This is a genomic window from Colwellia sp. TT2012 (genome assembly GCF_001440345.1).
Classification (GTDB): Bacteria; Pseudomonadota; Gammaproteobacteria; order Enterobacterales; family Alteromonadaceae; genus Colwellia.
In genome coordinates, this window is record NZ_LJYX01000016.1 from 47,135 (window position 1) to 73,586 (window position 26,452).

The window sequence follows — 26,452 nt, forward strand, 5'->3', positions numbered from 1 at the left end:
GCCAACTTATCAGCAACCTAGTGCCAAATTATTTTACTTAATTGCGCTTGCCCTTCAGCTAAAGTCATTTGTATCACTTTATTATCTTCATCAACACTGATTAATCGCGGTATGCCGCCACCAGCAAACCTTTTATAAATACTACGGTCTTCATCAATCGCTAGTGCGACGTTAATACCATGTTTATCTCGCCAAGCTTTAACCGTTGCAGCACCTTCTTCTCTAGCAATAGCAACAATTTCTATGCTGTTATCTTCGAGTAAAGGCGAGTTATTTAACGCAGCCAGTAAGCGGTTAGAATCCGTACACCAGGTAGCAAAGAGCACAATTAACTTTTTCTTATCACGGCGATGTAAATTTATTTCAACACCATCAATGGTGGTAATCGAATGAATGGGTAATATATCCCCGCTAGTAATATATTCAGGGAATGTCTTGGGTTCAGTATTGACCAATACACCTGGGCTTTGACATGCCGACAGGACTAACCAAAAACAAGTTAACGTGCTTACTTTAAGAGTATTATTAATGAGCTGCTTTAACATGTAAAAATCCCTGTGTAGTCGGTGTTATGGCTTTAATCGTTGTTAATGCCGTAAATAGTACCGCAAAATATGCTCAAGTGATAAGTTGTTATCATAAAAAAAACGCCGCAGCGTTTTTTTATCAGTTAGTACGGATAACTACCGTACTTATAAACCACCATAAGTCAGTTTGGTTGGCTCAAGTAATCGTTCTAACTCGGTGCGAGACAGTTCGGTATGTTCTTCAGCTACATCAATGATTGGACGATTTTCTTTATAGGCCAATTTTGCGATTTCGGCCGCCTTGGTATAGCCAATTAACGGGTTAAGGGCGGTGACTAAAATAGGATTCCGGGCTAAGGCCTTAGTTAAGTTATCGGCACGAACGGTAAAGCTGGCAATGGCCTTTTCCGCCAAAAGTTCGCTGACATTACTGAGTAACTTGATGCTATTAAGTAAGTTATGCGCCACCATGGGTAACATAACATTCAACTCGAAATTACCTGACTGACCACCAATGGTGATAGCCGCATCATTCCCTATCACTTGCGCAGCGACCATAGCTGCCGCCTCAGGAATAACGGGGTTAACCTTACCGGGCATAATTGACGAGCCTGGTTGTAGCGCTTCTAACTCTATCTCCCCTAAACCAGCTAAGGGACCAGAGTTCATCCAGCGTAAATCATTGGCAATTTTCATAATAGAAACAGCAAGGGTTTTTAATTGCCCAGATAAAGCCACAGCGGTATCTTGAGTGCCTATCAGGAAAAAAAAGTTATCACCTGCTTTAAAGGTTAAACCGGTAGTGCCACTCAGTTGGCGAGCAAATTCATCGGCAAAATCCACATGGGCATTTATGCCGGTACCCACCGCGGTGCCCCCTTGAGCAAGTAATTGTAATTTTGGCTGAAGACTACGCAATAAATGAATATTTTGCTCAATCTGACTAGCCCAACTCAGTAAACTTTGACTAAAACGCACCGGCATAGCATCCATTAAGTGGGTACGGCCAGTTTTAACATAACTGTCCAGATCTTGCGCTTTCACTTCAATAGTTTGTTGTAATAGCACTAAAGCGGGCAACAATTTTCGCTCAAGCGCAATGGCGGCACTGATATGGATAGTACTCGGAATGACATCATTACTACTTTGACCACAATTAACGTGATCATTAGCACTGACCGGCTCGCCCAGCTTTAAAGTCGCTAAATGAGCAATCACTTCGTTGGCATTCATATTCGAGCTAGTACCAGAGCCCGTTTGATAAATATCAACCGGGAAGTGCTGTAATACGTTAGCGGAATTAAGTAGGTCATGCACAGCAGCAATGATTCCTTGGCCAAGGTCTTTAGAAATCAAACCTAATTTAATATTAGCCGCGGCCGCAGCTGCTTTCACCATTAATAATGCCCGGATAAACTCTTCCGGCATAGTCTGACCACTGATGGGAAAGTTGTTAATGGCTCGTTGGGTTTGCGCGCCATAAAAGGCTTCAGCAGGTACCGCTAGCTCACCCATGCTATCTTTTTCGATACGTGTTTTCATAAAATACTCCTTGAATAAATTCTTTAGTGAAAGAATAAGACATTGTCTTAAAAATGATTGTTAGTAATAGCCATTAACAGTGGCTGCTAACAATGGTTGTTAACAGTCACTGTTAACAATGAAAGTATTGACTGGTTATATTTAATTCTAGCCATAAATGCCGTAAACGCTTCTTACTTGCTTCACATTGGCTAATACGATTTAAGTCAGTTAGAGGGCGGTAAATATTATCTAAACAAAGTTGCCGCCAGTGCTCAGATAATAAATTATCGCAAATAGCATCAAGCAGTAGGCGGAATTGTCCTTGATATAGTTGCCAACGGGCGTCTTCACTAACATTGATATCACTAGCAGTAAACAGTGTTTGCTCTGCCATGAGCCAAAAAGAAAGTAATTGTGGGTTATCTTCATCCTCAGCATAACGGACCTTTTGACGAACACTGTTAATCGCCGTTGTTTGTATTTCGAAGTAGGTAAAAATCACACATAAACCCCCATTGCAAATGATTCTCATTATCATACAATAGATTTTACCGTTAAACAATGACGACAATGAAAGAGCAACGCTATTCAGCACTACCTATTGACCATGAACAATGACCGCCACTAATGACTGTAACGAATGAAAAGCAATAAAATACAACTAAAGCATTTATCTACTAGCGCTTTAGCCTTAGAATAGCGGTCATTATTGTTTCGCCTGTTAATTAGTGTAAGGAAATCATGAGTAAAGCAAGCAGTCTATTGACCCCTGTATTGGCCAAGCGCCGTGGCAAGAACCCCGATAAGAAAAGCTGGCATAATTTACATGGTAGCAGTAGTAGTTTAGCCTTATACCAAGCAGCGCAAACCGCGAAAACGCCTATTTTAGTGATTACCAGTAATACCCCGGAAGCGCTAAGAATAGAGCAAGAATTACTCAGTTTAGCCAAAAGTGCTAGTCAAAGTTCTAATCTCAGTTCTAAGCAAAATAAGGCCAGCATTTGCTTATTTCCCGATTGGGAAACCTTGCCTTATGATAATTTCTCCCCTCATCAAGACATTATTTCTCAGCGCCTGGCCACGCTTTATCAACTATCACGGATGGAGTCTGGCATTATTATTGTGCCTGTGACCACGTTAGTACAAAAATTAGGCCCCAAGCAATACATTGAAGCAAATAGCTTAGTGATAAAAAAGGGTGAGAAAAAAGATTTACAGCAAATGCGGCGCACGCTCCAAGCAAATGGTTATCGCCATGTTGAGCAAGTAATGGAACACGGTGAGTTTTCTGCCCGTGGCGCTATTCTCGATATATTTCCCATGGGCAGTAAAACCCCGTTTCGTTTAGATTTTTTTGATGACGAAATTGATGAAATAAGACTTTTTGATCCCGAAAGCCAACGTTCAAAAGATAAAATATCGGCAATTAACTTACTACCTGCTCATGAATTCCCTACGGATGAAGCCGGTATTAATTTATTTCGTCGCCAATACCGTGAGCAATTTAGTGGCAATATTCACAAAAATTCCATTTATCATCAAGTCAGCAATGGCATTTTACCCCCAGGCATTGAATATTATCTGCCGCTATTCTTTAAAAATAAAGAGTTCGATAATAAAGAGCTTGATAATAAAAAAACTGCCGAGCAAGGTGCTAATACCGTCAAAGCTAAGCCTAATAATATTGGCCTTAACAATACCCTGTGCGATTATTTAACCGATAATACCCTTATCGTTATCAGTGGTGATATAGAACACTCTTTAGCACAATATTGGCTTGATATTGATACTCGCTATGAAAATAGACGCTATGATCCAACGCGACCTTTATTGCCGCCCGAACAACTTTTTTTAACGGAAGCGGGTCTGTACAGTGCGCTAAAACCTTTTGATCGTATCACCATTGCAAAAACGGTTACTGTCGAGCAAGACCTTAACAAAAGTGACGACCAAGCCAGCGCTGAAGACAGTATTGAAATTGCAGCTAAAAGTAAAACCAGTCAAATATACTTTGATGTGAAGCCCCTGCCCGATTTAACCATCAATCATAAATTAAAACAGCCCTTTGAGTTAATTAACCAGTTTATTAGCAGCAAAGAAACCCCAAGTAAAATACTCTTTATCGCCGAAAGCCAAGGCCGACGAGAAAGCGTATTGGAGTTACTGGAACGCGATAATATAAAACTGGTGCAATTTTCCTGCATCGATGACTTTATCAATGCCAGCGACGCCATAGGCATAACGGTAAATAGTTTAAGTCAGGGTTTTACCTTTCAAGCGAAAGGCACGAGTGCCAAAAACGCCATTGCTTTAATTACAGAGGCAGAGTTATTGGGCGATCATGTTGCCCAAGCCAGGCGGAGAAGCAAAGCACAAGATATACAAGCAGATGCCATCTTTAAAAACCTGGCTGAACTCAGTATTGGCCAAGCCGTAGTACATATTGAGCATGGCATTGGCCGTTATCAAGGTCTGCAAACCATAGAAAATGGTGGCATTACCACAGAGTTTTTAGTACTGAGTTATGCCAATGAAGCCAAACTTTATGTCCCAGTTGCCTCACTACACCTTATTGGTCGCTACTCAGGCGCAGACAGTGAACATGCACCGTTACACAAATTAGGCACTGATACTTGGAGTAAAGCCAAACAAAAAGCGGCGGAAAAGGTCCGTGATGTCGCGGTAGAATTACTGGATATTTACGCCAAACGTGCCAGTAATCACGGTCACGCTTTTAAACGTGACAAGCAAGACTATCAAGCGTTTAGTGACAGCTTTGCTTTTGAAGAAACCTTCGACCAAAAACAAGCGATTAACGCGGTAGTCAGCGATATGCTTTCCCCCAAAAGCATGGACAGACTGGTTTGTGGTGATGTCGGTTTTGGTAAAACCGAGGTAGCCATGCGCGCGGCTTTTGTCGCAGTCAATGATGGCAAGCAAGTCGCTATTTTGGTGCCGACCACCCTATTGGCACAACAACATTACGAAACTTTTAGAGATAGATTTGCCAACTGGCCCGTAGTGACAGAGGTATTATCACGCTTTAAAACTGCTAAAGAACAAAAAGAAATCATCGCTCGAGTAGAGTCCGGGCAAATTGATATTCTTATCGGCACTCATAAATTACTACAAAATAGCATTAAATATAAAGATTTAGGCTTACTTGTTGTCGATGAAGAACATCGATTTGGTGTTAAACAAAAAGAGAAAATCAAACTATTGCGCAGCAATGTAGATATTTTAACGCTCACGGCAACACCTATCCCACGGACCTTAAATATGGCCATGGGCGGTATGCGTGATTTATCTATTATTGCCACACCACCTGCAAAACGTTTGGCGATAAAAACCTTTGTACGCCAATACGATGTCGCATTGATTCGCGAGGCTATTCTAAGGGAAACCTTACGTGGTGGTCAGGTGTATTTCTTACATAACCATGTCGACACCATAGAAAAAACCGCCGCTGATATTCAAGCTTTAGTCCCTGAGGCACGTGTAGTCACGGCTCATGGACAGATGCGAGAGCGCGATCTTGAGCGTATTATGAGTGATTTTTACCATCAACGATTTAACGTCATCGTCTGTACCACCATTATTGAAACCGGTATTGATGTGCCCAGTGCTAATACCATTATAATGGACAGAGCCGACCGTCTTGGTTTAGCACAATTACATCAACTCCGTGGTCGTGTTGGTCGTTCACACCATCAAGCTTATGCCTATTTATTAACACCTGATGAAAAACTCATAAGTAAAGATGCAAAAAAACGCTTAGACGCTATTGCCTCACTGCAGGAGTTAGGCGCTGGCTTTACTCTTGCTACCCATGATTTAGAAATTCGTGGTGCAGGAGAATTACTCGGTGAAGATCAAACGGGCTCAATGAGTCAAATTGGCTTTAGTTTGTATATGGAGATGCTCGACCATGCTGTAGCAGCACTAAAAGAAGGGAAACAATTATCACTGAATCAAGTGATGTCTACCCAAACTGAAATAGAACTAAGGGTACCCGCACTACTGCCCGATGATTATATTTTTGATGTTAGTTTACGCTTAAGTTTATATAAACGTATTGCCAGCTGTAAAAACAAACGAGAGTTGGATGATATACAGGTAGAATTAATTGACCGTTTTGGTTTACTGCCACAGCCGAGTAAAAATTTAGTTCAAATAGCCAAAATTCGCCTTAAGGCACAAACCATTGGCATATCACGTATTGAAGCAAGCACCTCCGGTGGTTCTATTGAATTCAGTGATAAAACTAACGTTGACCCTAGGTTAATTATTGGCTTAATTCAAAAACATCCAGCGGTCTATACTATGGCGGGCGCAAGTAAATTGAAGTTTGTCAAAACAACCGAAGATGCTCAAGCTCGCTTTACCCTAATTGCCAATATCTTAAATGACTTAGCAAAATAATGACTTATAATGGTAAACTTGAGCAAGTAATGTTTTAGTCGGTTTACCTTGCTCAAGCGCTTTACAAGTGACCTTTATTGATAGTAATAAAGGTCACCAGCCTTGCTCTATTGATATGATTTTGCCCTAAAATACGGACTTTTAATGAAATACCACTTTTATCTTACTTCGGCATTAACTTCATTATGCTTATTAAGCAGCACAACCTTGCTGGCGGCAAATAGCACCAAAATTCCGGTAAAAAAGCCAGCACGCTGGTTTGAGATTGAAGTTATACTTTTTAAGCACATCGCAAACAATTCCGACAATAAAGAGCAATTTACCGCCAGCGATCTCAGTGCTAAAAAACGTCGCGCCTTTGATTTATTAACACCCTACCTACAACCTAACATTGCCTCATTAAAGCAATTACTGCCCAACTGTGAACAGCCACAGACAAAATTACCCTATAACATCACTATGACCCCGCATAACTTATCGCCAACTGTTGCTGATAAACAAGTTAGTGATGAGAAAATTACGGATGAACAGAGTGTCGACACAGCAAGTGAACAAAATGACACTCGGGCTAACAAAGAAAATAATGAAGCAGTACTTTCATCAGCGGATATGTCGGTAATTGTGCTGGCCGATGCCAGCCATGATAGTGCAGAAGTTGGGCTTGCGGCAGAAACAATACCAAGCTTGGCCGCACAGAGTGGCCAAGGGCAATATGTTCACATGGAACTGCCCGTTTATACTCAATATCCGAGCTCTAGTCAGGTAGATTTTTGTGTGATTCCAGCCGATTTTTTCCAACAGATCTTAAGCGCTGAGCAACTTGCACACTTTAGTATCGATGGCTTTGAGGTAGAGAAATTAGCAACCACAATCAATGGCATTGAACAATGGCGAGACGATGAAAGTGGTGCCATCACTTGGGCCAGTGATAAGCCCTATTTAATTAGCAAAGATTCGCTACGGTTAAAATCTATCGCTAACCGCATCAAGCGTTCTCGTGATTATAAACCATTATTACATCTAGGCTGGCGCCAAATTGGCGCCAGTAGAAGACAAGCCCAAGCAATGCAGTTATTCGCTGGCCAGCATTTAGAGCTTAGCTACCAACAAGCACTCACTCAACAGCAAGGGGAGCAAAACACCCTAGAGTTAGACGCTATTTTAGCGCAACGACAACAAGCACTTATTAACAGCCAATTGCTGATGATTGAGAGTGACCGCGAAAGTATGCAAGTGCAAGCTAACGACACAGCTTCCAATATTGAAACCTATTTAGATGTGCCTGGCAGTACCTTAACCGAGCTGGCAAGTTTAGATGAGCTTTCAATCACGGAGCAAGTACGCCAGCAAGCCAAGCAGCAACAACTTGACAGTATCTATCAGCAGTTTGCTGCATTAGACTCGGCCTTGTTAAACTCGTCTTTGTTAAACTCGTCTTTGTTAAATAAGGCTGAAGCTAGCGATGCGAGTACCCTTGGCAATGGTGCTAAATCTATCGACACTGAAGAGGTAATTAAAGCTATTGTAGCTCAGCTCTCTGCTGACATTAACCAGCAACAACGCAGACAATTGACCGCCAATGACGAGCAAGAAAAGCCAGTAGCAACACCACCACGCCAACCTTGGTATCTTGATGGGCTATTTAAAATACACCTAGAGCATTACCTTTATATTAATAGTGAATTTAATATGGTTGAGACTTCAAATCAGCCATCACTGTTAGCGGGCAACGCTGATAACAGTAATAACGTCGGTAGTGCAGCAGAGAGTAAAAATAAGATCATCTCTTTTAAGCAAAGTCGTCGAGTGATCACCGGCGAAATCCATTATTTTGACCACCCATACATAGGCATGATAGTGCAGATCAGACGCTTTGATCCAAGTAAACCTGCTAAGCAAGCAGTGACTCAATCGAAAAAATAAAGGAAATAAACAAAAAATTCAAACCAACAATTATCATAAGAAGGTTAGCAACATGGATAAAGAAATAGAAATTCAAGCGGCGGTATTTCGCCGTTTACTTGCCCATTTAGATTCACGAAAAGACGTACAAAACATTGAGTTAATGAATTTAGCGGGATTTTGCCGTAATTGTTTTAGCAAATGGACGGTAAGTGAAGCTGAGAAGTTAGGTGTTGATGTTGATCTAGATACGGCCCGTGAACAGATTTACGGCATGCCTTATAGTGAATGGAAAGAAAAACATCAATTGCCGGCAACAGCAGAGCAAATGGAAAAATTTAATGAGTTAAATAAAAAGTAGTCTTTAGCTACTAGCAAAGCGAGTGGCTAAATCACCGAGCTACTTCCCCTGCATGTTACCTCAAGAAAAGATACCAGCAACTGGGTTATGAAAACAGGGCAATTTCATCTGGGCTTAATGCGCGCCATTCACCTGGCGCTAAATCACCCAGTACTATGGCCCCTATTTGCTCTCGGTGTAGTCTGACAACCCTATTACCGACCGCGGCAAACATACGCTTAACTTGATGATATTTACCCTCGGTAATAGTCAGTAATACTTCACTTTTATAACACTGTTCATCAAGCAAGTCCTCTGCTGCTACCCGCGTTAAGATAGCCGGTCGAGTTAGTGAGTCTTCACCTTGTAGTTGTAAGCCTTGCGCAAACTTAGTCACTAAAACCGCTAACTTATCATCGTCAATACCATTTCGTAACCATACCCGGTAAGTCTTTTGGCATTGTTTTTTCGGCGAGATAACATTATGCGACCAACGCCCATCATCGGTGAGCAAGACTAAACCTGTGGTATCGGCATCTAAACGCCCGGCGATATGTAAATCAAAGGCCTTATCGACCTCAATAAAATTGAGCACCGATGGATAGCCTTCATCAACATTTGAACAAATACTGTCGACTACTTTATGTAAAATATAATAGCGTGAGCCACGAGCGCTAAGCTGTTGGCCATCAATGGTAATAGTATTATTTTCATGGACTTGCATAGCGGCATTTTTAGCAACGTCACCATTTACTCGTACTTCTCCGCTTTTAAGTACTTTTTTAGCTTCGGTTCGGGTCAGTTCAGTACTTTTACAAATGAATTTATCTAGGCGCATAATTTGATTAAGGATAGTAAAAGAATAAAGAAAAGCGCTATTATCCGCAATGTTACTCAACAAGCAATAACTAATATCACTTTGTTGTTAACCGGGGAAAATATAGCGCCTTTAACGGAGGGGGTTACTCGGCTTCGGCCAAATACCAATAACCTTGATTAAGTAGCTCAGTGGCAAGTTCAACAAAGGCAGCATTATGACTCCATTCACTGAGATCGTCAGGCAATAGCATCACCTTATCGCAAAGCAGTTTCACGCCATTAGCTATCTCTGGTGAAAATTGTAATTCACTGCCATTGATATAGCACAGCCCTTGCTCAATGGTGTCTTCAAAATAAAAGGCACGTAAGCCCCCAAGGCGCTTAATGGCATGGCTATTGAGTAAGTTACTCACTTCAGTCAACTCAAATGGCTCATCGGGTAATAAAACATCAAGATCGTGTTTCACCGCCGTTAAAAACTGGCCGGTAAAAGTTTTAAAGCTAGCTTCATCATCTAGCAAGTTCTGAATTTGGCCTTTAATACTGGCGTAATCCTCGTTACTTACTTCGCCACTATGACTAACTACCTGTCTATTCGGATCGGTTAATAACTGCTGGCCGTTTTCATTATCAATTAAATGATCAGCAAAAGCGCTAAGCACACTTACCGCTGAATTGGCGCGAAAGCCAATAGAAAAACTCATTGACGTATCAATGGATATGCCTTCATGAGGAAAGCCTGGCGGAATATACAAGATATCGCCAGGATTGAGTTCTACGTCGATAATAGCCTCAAAGGGCTCAACATGTAATAAAGATTCATGAGCAGCAAACTCTACATGGTCACCACTATCGCCAACGCGCCAGTGACGTTTACCTGAGCCTTGGCAAATGAAAGTATCATAGTTATCCATGTGTGGACCAACACTGCCGCCTGGCATAGCAAAACTTGCCATTAAATCATCTAGGCGCCAATGGGGCAGAAAACGGAATGCTTCCAGCATTTCAGCCGCTTCTTCAGAGAAGTTATCAAGGGCTTGTACCACTAGCGACCAATTTTCCTTGCCTAAGTGCTCATAGCTTTCAAAGGGGCCAAAAGCCGCTTGCCATTGGCCGTCTTTTTTATGAACCAAACGAGACTCAATTTGTTCTTCCATCGCCAGACCGGCCAATTCGTCCGCTGTAATCGGGTCGACAAAGTCTTTAAACCCTTGGCGAATGACCACGGGCTTTTTTTGCCAGTATTGATCGAGGAATTCTTGTTGACTCATTTGCTTTAAATTTAAGGTATACATAGTACTCTCATTTTTCATTTAGTTATTATTGCTATTTCAGTGATTTAAACTAACGCTAAGCCACCGACATGCCGTCAATTTTATGCCAAAATCCATGATACTCATTTATACCATCAAGCTCTTTTCTCATAGGCTTAACGAGTTGTTCTCTGAAGTTATCAAGCTGAGTAAAAGCATCAGTGCTATCGGCACGAATTCGGACAGTATCAACCCCATTACATCTAGGGCTGGCATTTCATTGATGAGATTATACTGGTAACCCGACAAAGTTTGAATACCATTAAAAAGAAAACTTATTCGGCATCACAGATTTTATTAAATTATATTTTAACCAATCACCACTCCGCTCTACTGGCATTAACTAACGGGTCATGCCTTGTTTTAGGAAAACTATAAAGGTTGATAAATAATAGTCATTAATGGCGCCCCGGCGACAAAGGGCATTTTCAGCGCATACATAATTTGCACAGCAATTAAGTCATGAGTTACAACGAAAAATTTATCCTTATCCTTTTTCGCCGAATTATAGACGTTCTTACTGCCTTCACAGACATAATTGCATGGCCAGTATTATCCAGCGGAACATGCTATTCCGTGAAATAACATGTTCCGATAAAAGTCATCTCGCTTGTTTCATCACGTTAATTTTTAAAGGTATATTTGATAGAAGTGGAGCTATAGTTTACAGTGTTGTTACGGAATAACTCATCGGGGTTATCATCCACTATGCAATAATAAAACAGTGCTAGCATTAATCCGTAAGGGATATATCGGATTGAATAAGTAAGCTGGATAAACGCTATAATTAAAGGTTAGTCATCTTAATGAATTTATCCCAATTTGAAATAAAAAACATCATCTATTCTTACGGAGAGACTGTTGTGGCTCGTGCTATCCCTAACGATGACGAGTTTGGCGCTTCTTCCGTTATTATTAAATATCAAAATACTGATTATCCTTCTGCAGAGTTAGACTCTCGCTGGAAAAATGAATTTAAGATCTTACGTTCTATCAATTCTAAATGGGTCATTAATGCACATGCTTTAATGAGACAGAAGAATTGCCATATTTTAATATTAGAAGATTTTTCGTCAACAACCTTAAGTAACCTCATTGCGACAAACGCCTTAACTTTTACTCAACGTTTACATATCGCATGCCAGTTAACCTCAGCCTTAGCAGATGTTCACCATTTTCAATTAATCCATAGAAATCTTAACCCTAGTAACATTTTAATAGACCCCACAACACTGCAATTAAAACTGTGTGATTTTTCCTTAGCCACTCGCCTTAGTCATAAACAAATAAAATTACTGAATCAAGAGCTGTGGGGGAAATTTGAATATATCTCACCAGAACAAACAGGACGTACCAATATAAAGGTAGATTATCGTAGCGACTTTTATTCGTTAGGTGTCACCTTGTATGAATTGTTCAGCGGACGTTTACCTTTTACTTCGCAAAACGCGATGACTTTACTACATTCCCATATTGCTCGAACACCCGCACCGTTAACAGAAATAAAACCAGGTATCCCATCGGTAATTGCCGCGATAATCACTAAACTCATGGATAAATCTCCAGAGAATCGCTACCAAAGTGCTTATGGTTTACAAGCTGATTTAGACAAATGTCTAGAGAAATGGCAGAAAAACAACGCAATTGACAATTTCACTTTAGCGGCAGCAGATGTTTCTCTTCATTTTAATCTATCTAATAAACTCTATGGCCGTGAAAATGAGCTGGCAACTATTTTAACTGCCTATCAACGCGCCTGCACAGGACATACCGAAATAGCGATGGTGAGCGGTTATTCCGGTGTCGGTAAATCAGCGTTAGTACATGAATTTCAAAAAAATATTATTGCCACCGATGGTTTATTTATCATGGGTAAATGTGATCAATACAACCGTGGACAACCTTTTTTAGTAATAATTGAAGCACTACAACAATTACTACAACACTTGTTAAGTGAAAATAGTGAAAAACTCGGCCAATGGCGGACCAAATTGCAAGTCGCCCTTGGTAATAATGCCGCCATTATTACTGAATTATTACCCGATTTAGCTTTAATTATCGGCCCTGCCCCGACACTAACCGTATTACCACCAGCAGAAGCTGAAATACGCTTAAACATGGTCTTTATTGATTTTGTTAATGTGCTGTATTCTAAAGAACAACCACTGGTTATATTTCTTGATGACTTGCAGTGGGTGGATATGCCGACATTAACCTTATTGCAACAACAAGTGAATGAAAGTAATAAAAAGGGCTTATATATCATTGGTGCCTACCGTGATAATGAAGTGGATGAGGCACATCCACTTACTATTGCCTTACAAAAAATAGAGCAAGCAAACGCATTAACAAAAATACATCTCTCTCCGTTAAAACTAAAACACGTGCAGAGATTGCTGTGTAATACACTGCAGTGCGATTTCGACCATGTATCGGCATTGGCTGAGATATGTTTCAAAAAAACACAGGGTAACCCCTTTTTCTTCAACCAATTATTATTGTCAATGTATCAAGAAAACACCATTAGTTATAACCATAAAAAAGGCAATTGGCAGTGGGATATTGAAGAAATAAAAAAACACTCAATGACTGATAATGTTGTTGATTTAATGATTGATAAATTTAAACAACTTAATAGTAAAACACAGTTACTTGCGTCTATCGCCTCACATCTTGGCCATAACTTTAGCCTCCGACAATTATCTTCAGCATGTAAATACGACACGTTTACCACAGCAAAAATATTATGGCCATTACTCGATGCGGGTTTTATATTGCCACAAGATGAGCATTATCAATATACAGAAGATGAAGCTAGCCTAAATCAATCTCACTATTGCTTTTTACACGATAAAGTACAACAAGCCGCTTATCAACTTACACCAGAAGAAGGTCGCGAACAATTATTATTGCATATAGGTAAACATTGGCTTGCAAACATTACTGAAGAAGAGTTAGAAGCTAATCTATTCACTTTACTGCGTGTACTTAATGGTGCCATCAATATCATCGATAATAATGATGACTTAAAAAAAATAGTCACCTTAAATTTAAGGGCTGGATTAAAAAGTAAAGATGCCGCGACTTACGATACAGCGGCCAGTTATTTACGTATTGCTAAGGCGTATTTACCCATTGATGCATGGCAAGATAATCCTCAGCAAACATTAGCCGTAGAGAAAAGCTTAATCGAAACTGAATTTTTAACTGGAAACATAGATACCGCAAGAACTTTATACCTTAACAGTGTTATCAGTGCCCCGACAAATAAAGAAAAAATAGCCTTTATTTTGGTACAAGCAGACCAATTTCAATCGAGAGGAAGTTTTATTGATGCCATTGAAGTCTTAATGGGCGGCTTAGCCATATTGAATGTTGACTTTCCATTAAACGAAACTGATGCCGAAAAACAGTTAGACGCTACGTTTAGCACGACACAAAAATTGCGTAACCAATATACTGATGGACAATTATTAACCGCAGAAAAAATGACTGATGAGCATTGTTTACTGCGCATGGAAATACATAATGCTTTATCCACCGCTTTTTACTTATCTGGCTTCGCCCGTTCATACGCCACTAACGCCTGTAATATGGTGCAATTAACCTTAGAGTACGGCCAATGTGAACTTAGCTCGATTGGTTATGCCGCTTATGCCACAGCAATGTCAATGATGGGTGAAAAGTACCCAGTTTGCTACCAAATGAGTAAACTGTCAAAAAGTGTTTCAGACTTATGGGCAAGTAAATATCACCGTGCAACCATTTATCAATATTTTGCTTCAAGTTATCAACATTGGTGTGAGCCGATTGAAAATACTTATGCTTTTCAAGAACAAGTTATTACGTGGGGCGAAGAAGGCACCAACCTTGTTTTTGCTGGTTACTGTGTTTTATTTAAGGCCTGCAATAAATTTATTAAAGGCGTACAGCTAGAAGTATTACAAAAAGATATTGAATATGGTTTAGCTTTTTTACATAAAAAACAACAACCTGCAACAGTGAATTTTTTACTATTAGGAGCTTATCAATCGTTATTAGCTTTGCAAGGAAAAACACTTGCACCCAATTCATTAAACAGTGAATCGTTCAATATAAATCAATATTTCAATGATAATTTCCATGCCCCTTCAATGGACATAGCCTTTTATACTTGTGCAACTCTTCGTTATGCTTACCTTATGAATGACAAAGTATTACAAGCGCAATGTCTTAAAAATATTGATATTGTCTGCACGTTTTTGCCAGACACGCCAATAATGACAGAAAGCTTGTTTTACCAGGCTTTAATTTTACTGGATGACACTAGTGCTAAAGATAACGCTAAAGGTGTTATTAAAAGTAAACAAAACGAAGAGAACCTAGTCAAAGCACAAAAAATTTGTGACCACTTTCAAACATGGTCAATAGATAGTAGCAAAAACTATCAGCACAAATACCTGCTAATCGCAGCGGAAATAGCAAGAGTAAAAGGCCAAGATAGTTTAGCAACAGAGCTTTACACTAAAGCACTGGATGCCGTTGAAATCGCCAATTTCATTCATTGTGAAGCCCTTATTAACGAACGTTACGCAAAATATTGGGCTGATTTAGGACAAAAACGTATCGCCGCACATTGTATAAAAGATGCATACTATCTTTATGCTCGTTGGGGAGCTACGGCAAAATGTAACCAGTTAGAAGTTCAATGGCCACAACAACGTTTCAATTTAATCAATGGTACTTTTGGCTCTGGTGGTAGTTTACCATATTCAATACAAAGCACATTCGCTGAGCAGACTCGATCAATTGATTTAAACTCACTGCTAGAAGCTAATCAACTTTTATCTAAAGAAATTTATGTCCATTCTTTATTAGAAAAGATGATGTATGTACTGATGGAAAATGCCGGCGCACAGACAGGTGCGATTATTATTAACGAAGAAGAGCAGTTGCAGCTTGAAATAATTGGCTCTATCAAAGATTCTTCAGCCTGTATTGACAGCCAATTATATAATATTAACCTTGATGATGTTGATGCCGCAGAACAACCATTATTACCCGATACTATAATTCGTTATACGCAAAAAACGATGAAAACGCTGATCATAGATAACCCTGGCGCAGATCCTCGCTTTATTAATAATCGTTACTTACGAATGAATAAGCCAAAATCGGTACTGTGCTTACCTATTACTGGCCAAGGTAGGTTAATCGCTATCGTTTATTTGGAAAACAATCTCATAGAACACGCTTTTACTAAAAAACATAAAGATACCGTTGAGCTTATTTCAGCACAAGCCGCTGTTTCCTTAATTAATGCCAGACATTATGAAACGTTGGAAAATAAAGTCGCTCAACGTACTAAAGAATTACAAATGTTGGCGATTAAAGATGGTCTTACCGGTATTTTTAATCGCCGTGAATTTGATACCACCCTAGACAAAGAATGGGGTCGTGCTTCTCGAGAGTTTGGTTCATTATCATTGATGATGATTGATATAGATAACTTTAAAGCCTATAACGATAATTTCGGTCATCTTGAGGGTGATACCTGTATAAAGTTAATTGCTCAAGCGTTAAGTTCAGTAGTCGCGCGTAAAAATGATTTTGTCGCTCGTTATGGTGGTGAAGAGTTTGTTATTTTAATGACAACATCAGATCAAAACGAGGTTGAAAATCTTGCTCAACGTTGTATGAAAAAAATTAGGGCTTTAGCCATTCCTCACCAGTTTTCAGACACTGCCGAACATGTCACCATTAGTATTGGTATCGCGACGATAAATGTATTACCGGATGTACATGCCACTACGTTAATAAAACTAGCAGATTTAGCCTTGTACCAATCAAAAGAAAATGGTCGTGATCAATATAGCTTTTCTTCAGTACCATCAATGCTGGTTTAAGCTGATTTTAGTTGCTAGTACTAAATAACCTGAACTCTGGATAAGCAGCAGTAATCTAAGTTATTAAGCTTCTTTCTGCCAGTACCAAGGTGCTGGCAGAAAAATACAAATATATTAGTCGCATCCCAATAACCAGTGATAGCTCAATTGAGGTCCTTATAGCAATTTGACTAACTAGATGATTATTCCTACTAATTAGTCAAGTTGCTATTAAATACTTGTCCTACACACCAAGACTAGATACTGGTACTATTTGGGATCATAGAGGGTAGCTGGAAAGTATAAGGCATTGCCCGCGTCTTATTACGTTTGCAGATCTCTATTTCAATACTTGCCAATTCGCACTGAAAATCTGCCACAGCCTCTGCCACGTTTATATCCTTAAAATAGGCAATCCGAGGATCTTCATTATATTTGCCAAACACATCATACTGGACACCGCTTAACAAGTATTCAAAAGACAAGGTATATAAAGCAATATCAAGCGGAGGACACCAGGCTAATAAGTCATCAGCCGTATTCATTTCAGTATCTTTACCTGGCGGCTTTTGGTAAAGACAGCCTGTGACACTTGGTGCAAAAGACATCAATGGATATTGAGCATAGTTTACTGCGGCGTGTTGAGGTCCAGCAAGGTAGATAATATGCGAAACCAACTCGACTAGGTAATCAAAACTATCAATTTTATAAGGCTGTTCGCTATTACCTGTGGCGGTTAAACCATCCAAACCTTTAAAGTTTGCGTACTTAGGAGAGACCAAGGCTGAAATAAATGCCTGTAACTCAGTATCATTGGCGACGGAGCTATCATCATTTTTATAATATACCGTTAAATATTCACCAACAAAGTTCTTAATTGCTTTCCATAGAAGTAAGGTATCGTCACGGAATTCAAAGGCTGGCAAGCTGTTTTCATCAACACCACGGTCTTTAAATAACTGTGCTGGACTTTGAGCATCCCAATGCCACGCTTTTCTTGCTTCAGCGATCATATCAAAAGATGACTCTGGCGTTAAACCAACATTACAAGCGGTAACGCCACCTGGAATAATTAAACTATGCAAAGCATCGTTATTAATATTAAGGGTAAAACGGAAATGTGGTATCAATAACGTTAGCAATGGATGCTGTTTTGATAATTCCCGATGAGCAGCAATAATAATGCTATCCATGATCAAATGACATGCGCCAAGGTGGGCAACATTTTCATGTTGTATGGCGCTACAAATATTAACGATTTGTTTGGCTACCTGCCATTTAAGGCCATTTATGTCATTAACATCACTACAATCATTAGGGGTAAAAATAGGGGTATTTATCGTGTCATGTTTTTGGTCTAATTGAAGAGCGATGGGTCGCATAAAACCGTCAGTTTCAGGATAACCTTCGGCACTGGTATTACTCCAATAAAAAACAGCAATGGGTGCGGTTACGTAGCGCTGTTTACCGTGTAGTACATTACTTTTCTTGCCAATTAACATAGTATAATCACAGACGTACAGTCTTTTTTCTGCTACCGCAGTCTGTAAATTAATGCTGCTATCACCTATTACTGACTGTAATATACTGTCAGTAAGTGGCATTTTTTCAACTAATGAGGTTAACGATATTGAACTTTTTGTCGGAGAGTTATCATCACGTACCGCTATTAAATTAGTCGTATTAAAGCCTGCAGTTTGTAAATAACCAAAAAACCAATCTTGCTGGTAAGGCTCTTTATCACTTGCCATCCAAGGCTTATTTTTAATTGAAACCGTTAATGGCGGTGTTTCAAATGATTGATAAAGATCGCGATAATCCTCGATAGCGGTAGCTTCAAGGTGGTCGCGTTTCCCGCTCTTGTTTAATAATTCATACAAGGCAGATTTCAACAATGCGGTTGGCCCATCCACTTTAACCTGCTGCATAACCTCCTCTATGCCCTTGACCATTTTTATCAAGTCTTTAGGTATATTCACTGCTCCTTCTATGGCAACAGGCAATTTACTCAAACTGTGCATAAAACTTTTTAAGTTCTTATTATCTTGCTCAGGATGAAAAACACTCATCTCTGTTTCTAACCTGGTATAACTTTCCTGTATTTCTTTAAAAACATCGGTATCAACATCACCAATTAATTCCTTTTCCAGCAGCTGGAGAACATTCGTTTTAAAGTTTTCCGTAAGTTTCAAAACAACCAATAACACACCTGCTGTATATTTAAGTGAAAATTCTTCACCCTTAGGAACATCAGCAGAAAGTGGTACGCCTTCAAGATATGAAGTCATATAATTATATTTAGTACGTGCTATAGAAAGTTGAAATTTTCGTTGCTCTTTTAACTCAAGTGAATCATGTTGAGGTAGGCTAGGTAGGGTTAAAATCGACATTATGCATCCTTGTTTTTATTTTACTTTCGTTTTAGGTTTTAATCTGCACTATACAAATTATATGAACTTTATGATAAAAACAAATATATTATGAGGTTGGCGGCATTAAGTCATTTAATATAAAGAAGTGACCACATAGAATGACATGGTCAAATTAAACTCATATATACCCGTTACCATTCAAAATGCAGGATTTTAGTGGCCATTAAAATGACTTTAGACAAGGAATATGATTTAAACAAAGTCATGCTATGCTTTGATTATTTAACGCCGTATAAAGTCATGGTAAACCCATCGAAGAAGGGGTTGAGCAACATCACTTTATCGTTGCTGTGATTTATAAGGACGCTACATGAATGGAGCCTACTAGAGAATGCAGACGGTTCAGGAGGTACCTTATTAGATAATGCAGGAGCAATTATCCTGAGCATATTCTCCTGAATAACCATTATTTCATCACAGCGCCTTGAATTTAAATTGCTCAAGCACTCTGAAACATGCATATTGAATAGTAACGGGTATCAGTTATGCCAAGCTAGCGGCATATGCCCGGGCTTTGGCTAAATCATCTGGGGTATCAACACCCTCAACCGGTACATGGCTATTGGCTACCGCCACGTGAATTTTCTCCCCTTGATAAAGCACTCTAAGTTGCTCAAGGGCTTCAACTTGCTCCAATTCACTGGTTGGCCAATTAACATAATCCTTAATAAAACCGGCACGATAAGCATAGATACCGACATGTCTTAGATAAAAATCGCCGATGGCACGAATGTTTTCCTCGGTACTGGCATTAGCCGTTAAAAAGCGCTCTCTATCATAAGGGATAGTTGCCCGCGAAAAGTATAAGGCATAGCCGTCTTTATCAACTAGTACTTTAACCGCATTGGGGTTAAACGCTTCCTCAACGCTGTCAATCTTAATAGCCAAAGTCGACATACGAGCAACATGACGATTTTGTTGCTGGTTTGCTAAGTTATTGGCTACTTGGGCAATATTTTCTGGAGGAATAAAAGGTTCATCACCTTGCACATTGACGATGATTTCATCATCACTAAACTGGTATTGTTGCATAACTTCAGCCAGGCGCTCAGTGCCCGATTGATGATCGGCACGTGTTTTACACACTTCACCACCAAAGCTGCGAACGACGGCAGCAACTTCATCATTGTCCGTAGCAACAATTACCTTGCTGGCACCACTTAATTTTGCTTTTTCCACAACCCACTGGATCATAGGTTTACCATGAATATCCGCTAACACCTTGCCCGGTAAACGCGAAGATTGGTATCTGGCTGGAATGACCACGATAAAGTCAACCTTGGTTGGCGTATTGTGCGGTGAACCGTCACAAACAGACATGGCTAATTACCTTGCTCTGTTTGCTGGTCGGTTTTAATTTCGCGGGCTTCGCCTTCCAGTAGCACAGGGATATCTTTATCGATGCGATAAGCAAGTCGGTCAAAATGACAAATAAGCTCTTGCGCTGCTTTATCATAATCCAACTTACCTTTACACACTGGACAGGCAAGAATTTCCATTAATTTAGTATCAAAAGCCATGTTAATTTCTCTTTGGTTAATTATTTAATAGATGAACAACGCTTATAGTAGCGGCTATAGTAACGGCTATAATAGCGCTTTAATTTTATCGGTGAGCAAACCTCGGTCGACGTCACTAAAGGTGGCGTCAACAGGTAAATACCACCAATGACTCTGACAAAAACCTTGGCATTTAACCGCATCTTTTTCAGTCATTATTAGCGCTATAGTATCATCAAAGTCACTAAAGTCAGCTAGGCTAAAACTATGATGGTCAACAAAACCTTGCTGCTTGTTCACCTTGAACTCGTTTGTTTTTAGGGTATCAAAAAAGCGTTGCGGCGAGCCAATGCCAGCAATAGCATTGACTATTGGATTTAACTTAATAAAATCTGACAAATTAATGCACTGGCCCGATTGCAAGTTACCAACTTCAGTGGCAGCCAAAGTCATTGCTAAGGCTTGATTAGTATTACCCTTTTTTCTTGCCGCCTTACCATTGTAAATAACTAAATCGCTTGTTGATAAGCGCCACTGTCCTTCTCGTAAAGGACCTGCTGGTAATAATAAACCATTACCAAATAAGCGTTGGCCATCAACGACAATCAATTCAAGGTCACGGTCTAAGCGATAATGCTGCAAGCCATCATCACTAATAATAATATCGCAGCCTTGCGCAATAAGCAGCTCAGCACTGGCAATACGATCGCTCCCCACAGCTACAGCGACCTGACAACGTTGCTGAATAAGTACGGGCTCATCACCCGCCTCTAAGGCGGTTGACTCGGCGGTAACTAAATAAGGGTATTGTGGTGCCTGCCCGCCATAACCACGTGAGATAACCCCTGGGGTTAAACCCAATGAACGGGTAAGTTCAACCAAGTAAATAACCACTGGGGTTTTACCATTACCACCGACACCGATATTACCGACGACAATGACAGGTTTAGTTAATTTCACCGACTGAGTTAAGCCGACGTTAAAGCTAAGTCGTCTTAGCGTACTGAGTAACCAAAAAAGTCCGGATAAAGGCAGTAATAACGGCATCAGCAAGTACTTGGCGGGATGGTTGTTAAACCAAACCTTTTCAATTAAGCGCATAACATACCGGCCCTACTCAAACTGAAAACTATGCAATTTCGCATAGGCACCTTTTTTCGCTATTAAGCTTTGATGATTACCTTGTTCAACAATTTGACCTTGCTCCATGACAATAATTTTATCGGCATTTTCAATGGTCGATAAACGATGGGCAATTACTATTGAGGTTCTGTTTTTCTGTAAAGCTTGTAAGGCATCTTGAATATGACGCTCAGATTCTGTATCGAGAGCACTGGTCGCTTCATCCAAAATTAAAAAGGGTGCATCACACAACAAAGCACGAGCAATGGCTACGCGTTGTCTTTGCCCACCAGACAGTAAGGCACCATTTTCACCAATATTAGTATCAAGGCCATGTGCCATATGGTCAGCAAACTCCATCACATGAGCACTTTTTGCAGCCGCAATGATTTCAGCGGCACTTGCCTCAGGTTTACCATAAGCAATATTATTGGCCAAGGTATCATTAAACAAGACAACCTGTTGAGATACATAGGAAAACTGTTTACGTAAGTCCTTTAATTTAAACTGTTCAATATTAGTATTATCTATTAAAATCTCACCACTAGTGGCATCATAGAAGCGTAATAATAATGCACTAGCTGTTGATTTTCCACTGCCTGAACGACCAACTAAGGCTAAGGTTTCCCCTGGAGCTAGGTCGAAGGTGAGATCGCTTAAGGCGAGTTTACTCTCTTGCCCTTTTTCACCACCACTTATACTGTGGTTATTGTCATAAGAAAAATCAACATGGCTAAAAGACAAGGAGCCTGAAGCTCTTATCAGCGTTTTATCACCATTGTCTTTTTCTTTTTCCTGATCGAGTATCGAAAAGATACTGACACAAGCTGCCATGCCTTGTTGAAATTCGCTATTGACATTTGTGAGCATTTTTAATGGTCTTAACAACATAGTCATATAGGCAATAACACTGACAAATGTACCTGGCGAGATAGTGTCACTTAAGCTATCAGAAGTGATGGCATAAAAGACAAAAGCTAAAGCAAAAGAAGCGATAACTTGAATAATGGGTACACTAGCCGATTTTGTCGCTTGCATTTTCATGCGTTGCTGACGATTATGTTTATTGATTTTGGCAAAACGAGCAAACTCCCGTTGCTGACCACCAAAAGTTAATACCACTTTATGGCCATTAAAAGTTTGCTCTGCCACCGTGGTAACCTCCCCCATAGCGCCTTGTATATTTTTACTGACTTTACGAAAGCGTTTTGATACCACACTAACAATCACGGCAATAGCAGGGGTTATTAATAAAAATATCAAGGATAATTGCCAGCTCATATAAAACATCAAGCCCAATAAACCCAGCACAAAAGCGCTTTGTTGCACCATAACTAAAATAGATTTACTAACAGAATTTAACACTTGCTCAGTATCAAAAGTTATTTTTGAAATTAACGAGCCGGTTGATTGTTTATCATGAAAAGCCACCGGCATAGCCATGATATGTTCAAAAAGTTGTTGCCTTAAATCAGCGACGACATTATTACCGACCCAAGCAAGGCAATAATTGGCAATAAAATGAGCGATACCACGAATAACAAAAGCGCAGACGATAAATAAAGGCGCCCACTTCATAAAATCAGCATTTTCCCCCGCAAGACCTTCATCCACTAAGGGTTGTAATTTTGATAAAAAATAGACATCAATAGAGGCGTAAGCAAGCATACCAATAATCGCCACAACAAAACCGAGTTTATAAGGTTTAGCGTAACTAACCAGACGTTTAAAGTTTTGCCAAGTAGTGGCCTTGCTTGGTGCAATAGCTGAGGGTAAGGCACTTGTTTTTACAGATGATGGCATTAGTTCTTATTACTCGAGTAGGTTAATTGCCTAAAGGGAAAATTGATAAACATTAACCATAAATACTTCTGTCATACGTACATGGTCGATACTTACAGTGACGAAATAGTATTTTACCGTGAATCGACGTGACAACCAACAAAAACTATAGCCATAACAATAACAAAGTGAGTACGCAGGATATGACCAGACAGCTGAGCTAGTTAAAGTCGCGAGCTAACGACATTAGTGGCTAAACCAAAATGGCCGTAAATCGTCAACATAGCTCTGTTTACTTATGCCTTGTTCATCGATGGTGACAATGATCTGGCCTAAATCAGCGCTATTTAATAAGACAATATTGCCATCAAGATAACGTTGGCTAACACTCGCTACTGGCATATGCCAACGATTTAAGTAACCGGCACTGACGAGGGCAATTTGTGGCGATAACTGATAAAGAAAGGCCTGACTCGATGACGTTTTAGAGCCGTGGTGCGGTACTTGTAATATATCAACCTTGAGCTGAGGATAAAGCTTAAGGAGTTGGCGCTCCACTTTTGCGGATATATCTCCAGTCAACAACAGTTTATTGCCGGTCGAATCCGTAATTAAAATGACACAAGAATCATCATTTTTTTGCCTGCCAATATTTTTTTTGCCAGCCTTACTGGCGCCATCCGCAGAATACATCGGCGTAAGCGGCCATAAGATGTCAAACGCTAAACCTTGCCAAGTAAAACTCTGACTTGGTTGGCACGGAATCAGTGGCGTATTGCTCAGGGTTGCCTTAGTGCTAGTTAGATTAATCGTAGCCGAGTTATTGGCAGTGGTAATAGCCAGAGTAGCCTTAATCATGCTGGCATCATTACTGATAACTTCATCAATCCTTATATTCTCTAGCAGATTTTTTAACCCACCAGCATGATCGTTATCACTATGACTTAAGATGACTTTATCAAGTTTTTTAATAGCGACATATTGCAGATATGGCAGTATTACCGCTTCGCTGAGGGTAAAACCACTGGGGTAAGCCGCGCCAGTATCATATAAAATGGCCCGTTTATTACGCTGTATTAACACCGACAATCCCTGACCGACATCAAAAAAAACCACTTGCCAGGGGGTGAAATTAGGGTTTTTAGGTAAGACAATGCCATTATCTTGGCCGCTTTGCTCTGCCAGTAAAAAGGGTACTTGTAACAGTGTATGACTTACCGAGTGTGATCTTAACATCGCTAAACTCAATACTAAAACAAGCACTGAAACAAGCACTATAGCTATGCCTTGCTTAACTCGCCTAGACCAATAAAAGCTTGACAGGTAGATGATAAAAAAACCTAGCATAGCGAGTAACAAGATAAACATTTGTTGGGAAAATGATAAAGAAATAAGGGCATAAGGCTGCTTACTAAGCAGCTCAAGGTAAGACCAAAGCCAAGTTAATGACTGCAACGATATCATCATAAACCATAGTGACAATTGTTCACTTAATGGCATCAGCATTACCGATATAAGCGCACTAGGTATACTAAAAAGGCTCATCCAAGGCACGGCAATTATATTGGCCAGTAGACTCACCAATGATATCTGCTGAAAAAACAAAGCGCTAATGGGCATTAACATAACCGTTAGGGCTAGTTGAATAACAAAGAGCCCTTTAAAAAAGCGCCACGGTGCTGTTCCCTTAGTTAGCCGCGATTTAAATCGCCATAGTGAGACAAAAATAATAGCCACAGCATAAAAAGATAACCAGAAGCTGGCTGTGAATAAACTAAAGGGGCTGACAATCAACAGAACAAAAAGTGTGACTAACATTAGCCGTTTCGCCGATAATTTTATCCCAACTAAACGACTAAACCAGTACAGATTTAACATGATCAAAGCACGTTGTGTCGGCAAGGAAAAACCCGCCAAATAGGCATATATAGCCGCCAACAAGACACTCATGGCAATAGCAATATAGCGAATGTTTAGCCCTTGCCAACGAGAATGTTGCAAAGGCAGATAGTGAAAAAAAAACATCACTAGAAAAAAAGCGCTACCGGCGAGTAAGCCAATATGTAAACCAGAAATAGCAATAAGGTGACTGGTACCCGTCGCTTGTAACACCTGCCAATGTTCGGGGTTGAGTAAACTTCGCTCACCAAAAGCTAATGCCAATAAAATAGGGGTGAGTTGATGTTTCGGCGTTAGACTTTGATATTGCTGAAATAGCTGTTGCCTGATAGTGACATCTTTCAAAACTAGCTGATTTTTAGTCGCGTTATTTAAACGCTTTATGCCGTTTTTGCTACTTTTTCTCGGCTTAACGACATAGCCGGTAGCAACAATATTGTTAGCTTTGAGCCAGCTTAAGTAATTAAATGTCCCTATATTGGCTAAACCATGAGCAGGTTTGAGCTTAACGTTAAGTATGAGCTTTTGTCCTTGAGCGACTGCTATAGTCGGTTTTTGCCAACTTAGCCGGATAATGAAGGGATCGCTAAGCTGCTGTTGATTTATTTTACTGACACGAAAATTAAAGCGCGTAGTCAAAGCCGTTATTTGCTGAGTTGACGTTGCCGCTATCGTTTCATGCAGGTTTTCAGTGGTTTTAACCTGTAAAGTAAGCACTTGACCCGCAACAACAAATAACTGTTTTTTTTGCATTTGCTCAATCAAATCGTTTGGTAACTGATGATGATAGAGGTAAGCTTGCCCCAAGAGCCAGCAAGCTCCAAACCATACTCCAGAGCTAGAACGTATTTTTTTTACGCTATAAAAGCCAATTGCGAGAAAAAGAAGTAAAAATAGCTGAAAAATATCTGGCACTTCCGGTAAAAATAGGGACAATATAGCACCAAGAAAAAATGTCAGTAGCCACCAATCCATAGTGATAAAAAATCCTTTTATGTTTTGCCGTT

Annotated in this window: 15 protein-coding genes; 4 read left to right on the forward strand and 11 right to left on the reverse strand. The window is 39.9% G+C overall.

What is annotated here, in order from left to right:
* Positions 1 to 17 precede the first annotated feature (17 nt).
* From ASU03_RS08975 to ASU03_RS08985, 3 genes are all read right to left on the reverse strand, one after another.
* A complete protein-coding gene (locus ASU03_RS08975) occupies positions 18 to 545 on the reverse strand; it encodes a TlpA family protein disulfide reductase (protein ID WP_057831519.1) in 528 nt (175 codons plus the stop codon).
* 147 nt (positions 546 to 692) lie between these two features.
* The gene (locus ASU03_RS08980) at positions 693 to 2,069 is read right to left on the reverse strand and encodes a class II fumarate hydratase (RefSeq protein WP_057831520.1); all 1,377 of its coding nucleotides are present in this window, start codon (positions 2,067 to 2,069) and stop codon (positions 693 to 695) included.
* Positions 2,070 to 2,181: 112 nt separating this feature from the next.
* Positions 2,182 to 2,553 (reverse strand): hypothetical protein, encoded by a 372-nt coding sequence (locus ASU03_RS08985; RefSeq protein WP_057831521.1) that lies wholly within the window; start codon positions 2,551 to 2,553, stop codon positions 2,182 to 2,184.
* A gap of 239 nt (positions 2,554 to 2,792) precedes the next feature.
* Here ASU03_RS08985 and mfd point away from each other — a divergent pair, with 239 nt between their 5' ends.
* The 3 genes from mfd to ASU03_RS09000 all read left to right on the forward strand — a co-directional run bounded on the left by mfd (position 2,793) and on the right by ASU03_RS09000 (position 8,736).
* Positions 2,793 to 6,473: a transcription-repair coupling factor gene (mfd, locus tag ASU03_RS08990; RefSeq protein ID WP_057831522.1), complete on the forward strand. Its 3,681-nt coding sequence runs from the start codon at positions 2,793 to 2,795 to the stop codon at positions 6,471 to 6,473.
* A 144-nt stretch (positions 6,474 to 6,617) separates the two neighbouring features.
* Complete coding sequence (locus tag ASU03_RS08995) at positions 6,618 to 8,396, forward strand: CsiV family protein (protein WP_057831523.1); 1,779 nt, start codon at positions 6,618 to 6,620, stop codon at positions 8,394 to 8,396.
* A 52-nt stretch (positions 8,397 to 8,448) separates the two neighbouring features.
* Positions 8,449 to 8,736: a DUF1244 domain-containing protein gene (locus tag ASU03_RS09000; RefSeq protein WP_057831524.1), complete on the forward strand. Its 288-nt coding sequence runs from the start codon at positions 8,449 to 8,451 to the stop codon at positions 8,734 to 8,736.
* An 85-nt stretch (positions 8,737 to 8,821) separates the two neighbouring features.
* Here ASU03_RS09000 and ASU03_RS09005 read toward each other — a convergent pair whose 3' ends face one another.
* Together ASU03_RS09005 and ASU03_RS09010 are read right to left on the reverse strand one after the other, a co-directional pair.
* Positions 8,822 to 9,553 carry a pseudouridine synthase gene (locus ASU03_RS09005; RefSeq protein ID WP_057831640.1) on the reverse strand — a complete coding sequence of 244 codons (732 nt, stop codon included), beginning with the start codon at positions 9,551 to 9,553 and terminating at the stop codon, positions 8,822 to 8,824.
* Between the two features lie 124 nt (positions 9,554 to 9,677).
* A complete protein-coding gene (locus tag ASU03_RS09010; protein ID WP_057831641.1) occupies positions 9,678 to 10,829 on the reverse strand; it encodes a ribosomal protein uL16 3-hydroxylase in 1,152 nt (383 codons plus the stop codon).
* Between the two features lie 824 nt (positions 10,830 to 11,653).
* On the opposite strand from ASU03_RS09010, the gene ASU03_RS09015 reads away from it, so the two are divergent.
* Complete coding sequence (locus ASU03_RS09015) at positions 11,654 to 16,732, forward strand: diguanylate cyclase (protein ID WP_057831525.1); 5,079 nt, start codon at positions 11,654 to 11,656, stop codon at positions 16,730 to 16,732.
* 236 nt (positions 16,733 to 16,968) lie between these two features.
* On the opposite strand, the gene ASU03_RS09020 is transcribed toward ASU03_RS09015, so the two are convergent.
* The 6 genes from ASU03_RS09020 to ASU03_RS09045 all read right to left on the reverse strand — a co-directional run bounded on the left by ASU03_RS09020 (position 16,969) and on the right by ASU03_RS09045 (position 26,420).
* Complete coding sequence (locus ASU03_RS09020) at positions 16,969 to 19,101, reverse strand: lipoxygenase family protein (protein ID WP_057831526.1); 2,133 nt, start codon at positions 19,099 to 19,101, stop codon at positions 16,969 to 16,971.
* 525 nt (positions 19,102 to 19,626) lie between these two features.
* Complete coding sequence (kdsB, locus tag ASU03_RS09025) at positions 19,627 to 20,463, reverse strand: 3-deoxy-manno-octulosonate cytidylyltransferase (protein WP_057831527.1); 837 nt, start codon at positions 20,461 to 20,463, stop codon at positions 19,627 to 19,629.
* Positions 20,464 to 20,465: 2 nt separating this feature from the next.
* Complete coding sequence (locus ASU03_RS09030) at positions 20,466 to 20,663, reverse strand: Trm112 family protein (protein WP_057181251.1); 198 nt, start codon at positions 20,661 to 20,663, stop codon at positions 20,466 to 20,468.
* A gap of 66 nt (positions 20,664 to 20,729) precedes the next feature.
* A complete protein-coding gene (gene lpxK, locus ASU03_RS09035) occupies positions 20,730 to 21,743 on the reverse strand; it encodes a tetraacyldisaccharide 4'-kinase (protein WP_057831528.1) in 1,014 nt (337 codons plus the stop codon).
* Positions 21,744 to 21,755: 12 nt separating this feature from the next.
* Complete coding sequence (gene msbA / locus ASU03_RS09040) at positions 21,756 to 23,567, reverse strand: lipid A export permease/ATP-binding protein MsbA (RefSeq protein ID WP_082627225.1); 1,812 nt, start codon at positions 23,565 to 23,567, stop codon at positions 21,756 to 21,758.
* Positions 23,568 to 23,792: 225 nt separating this feature from the next.
* The gene (locus ASU03_RS09045) at positions 23,793 to 26,420 is read right to left on the reverse strand and encodes a DNA internalization-related competence protein ComEC/Rec2 (RefSeq protein ID WP_057831529.1); all 2,628 of its coding nucleotides are present in this window, start codon (positions 26,418 to 26,420) and stop codon (positions 23,793 to 23,795) included.
* Positions 26,421 to 26,452 lie beyond the last annotated feature (32 nt).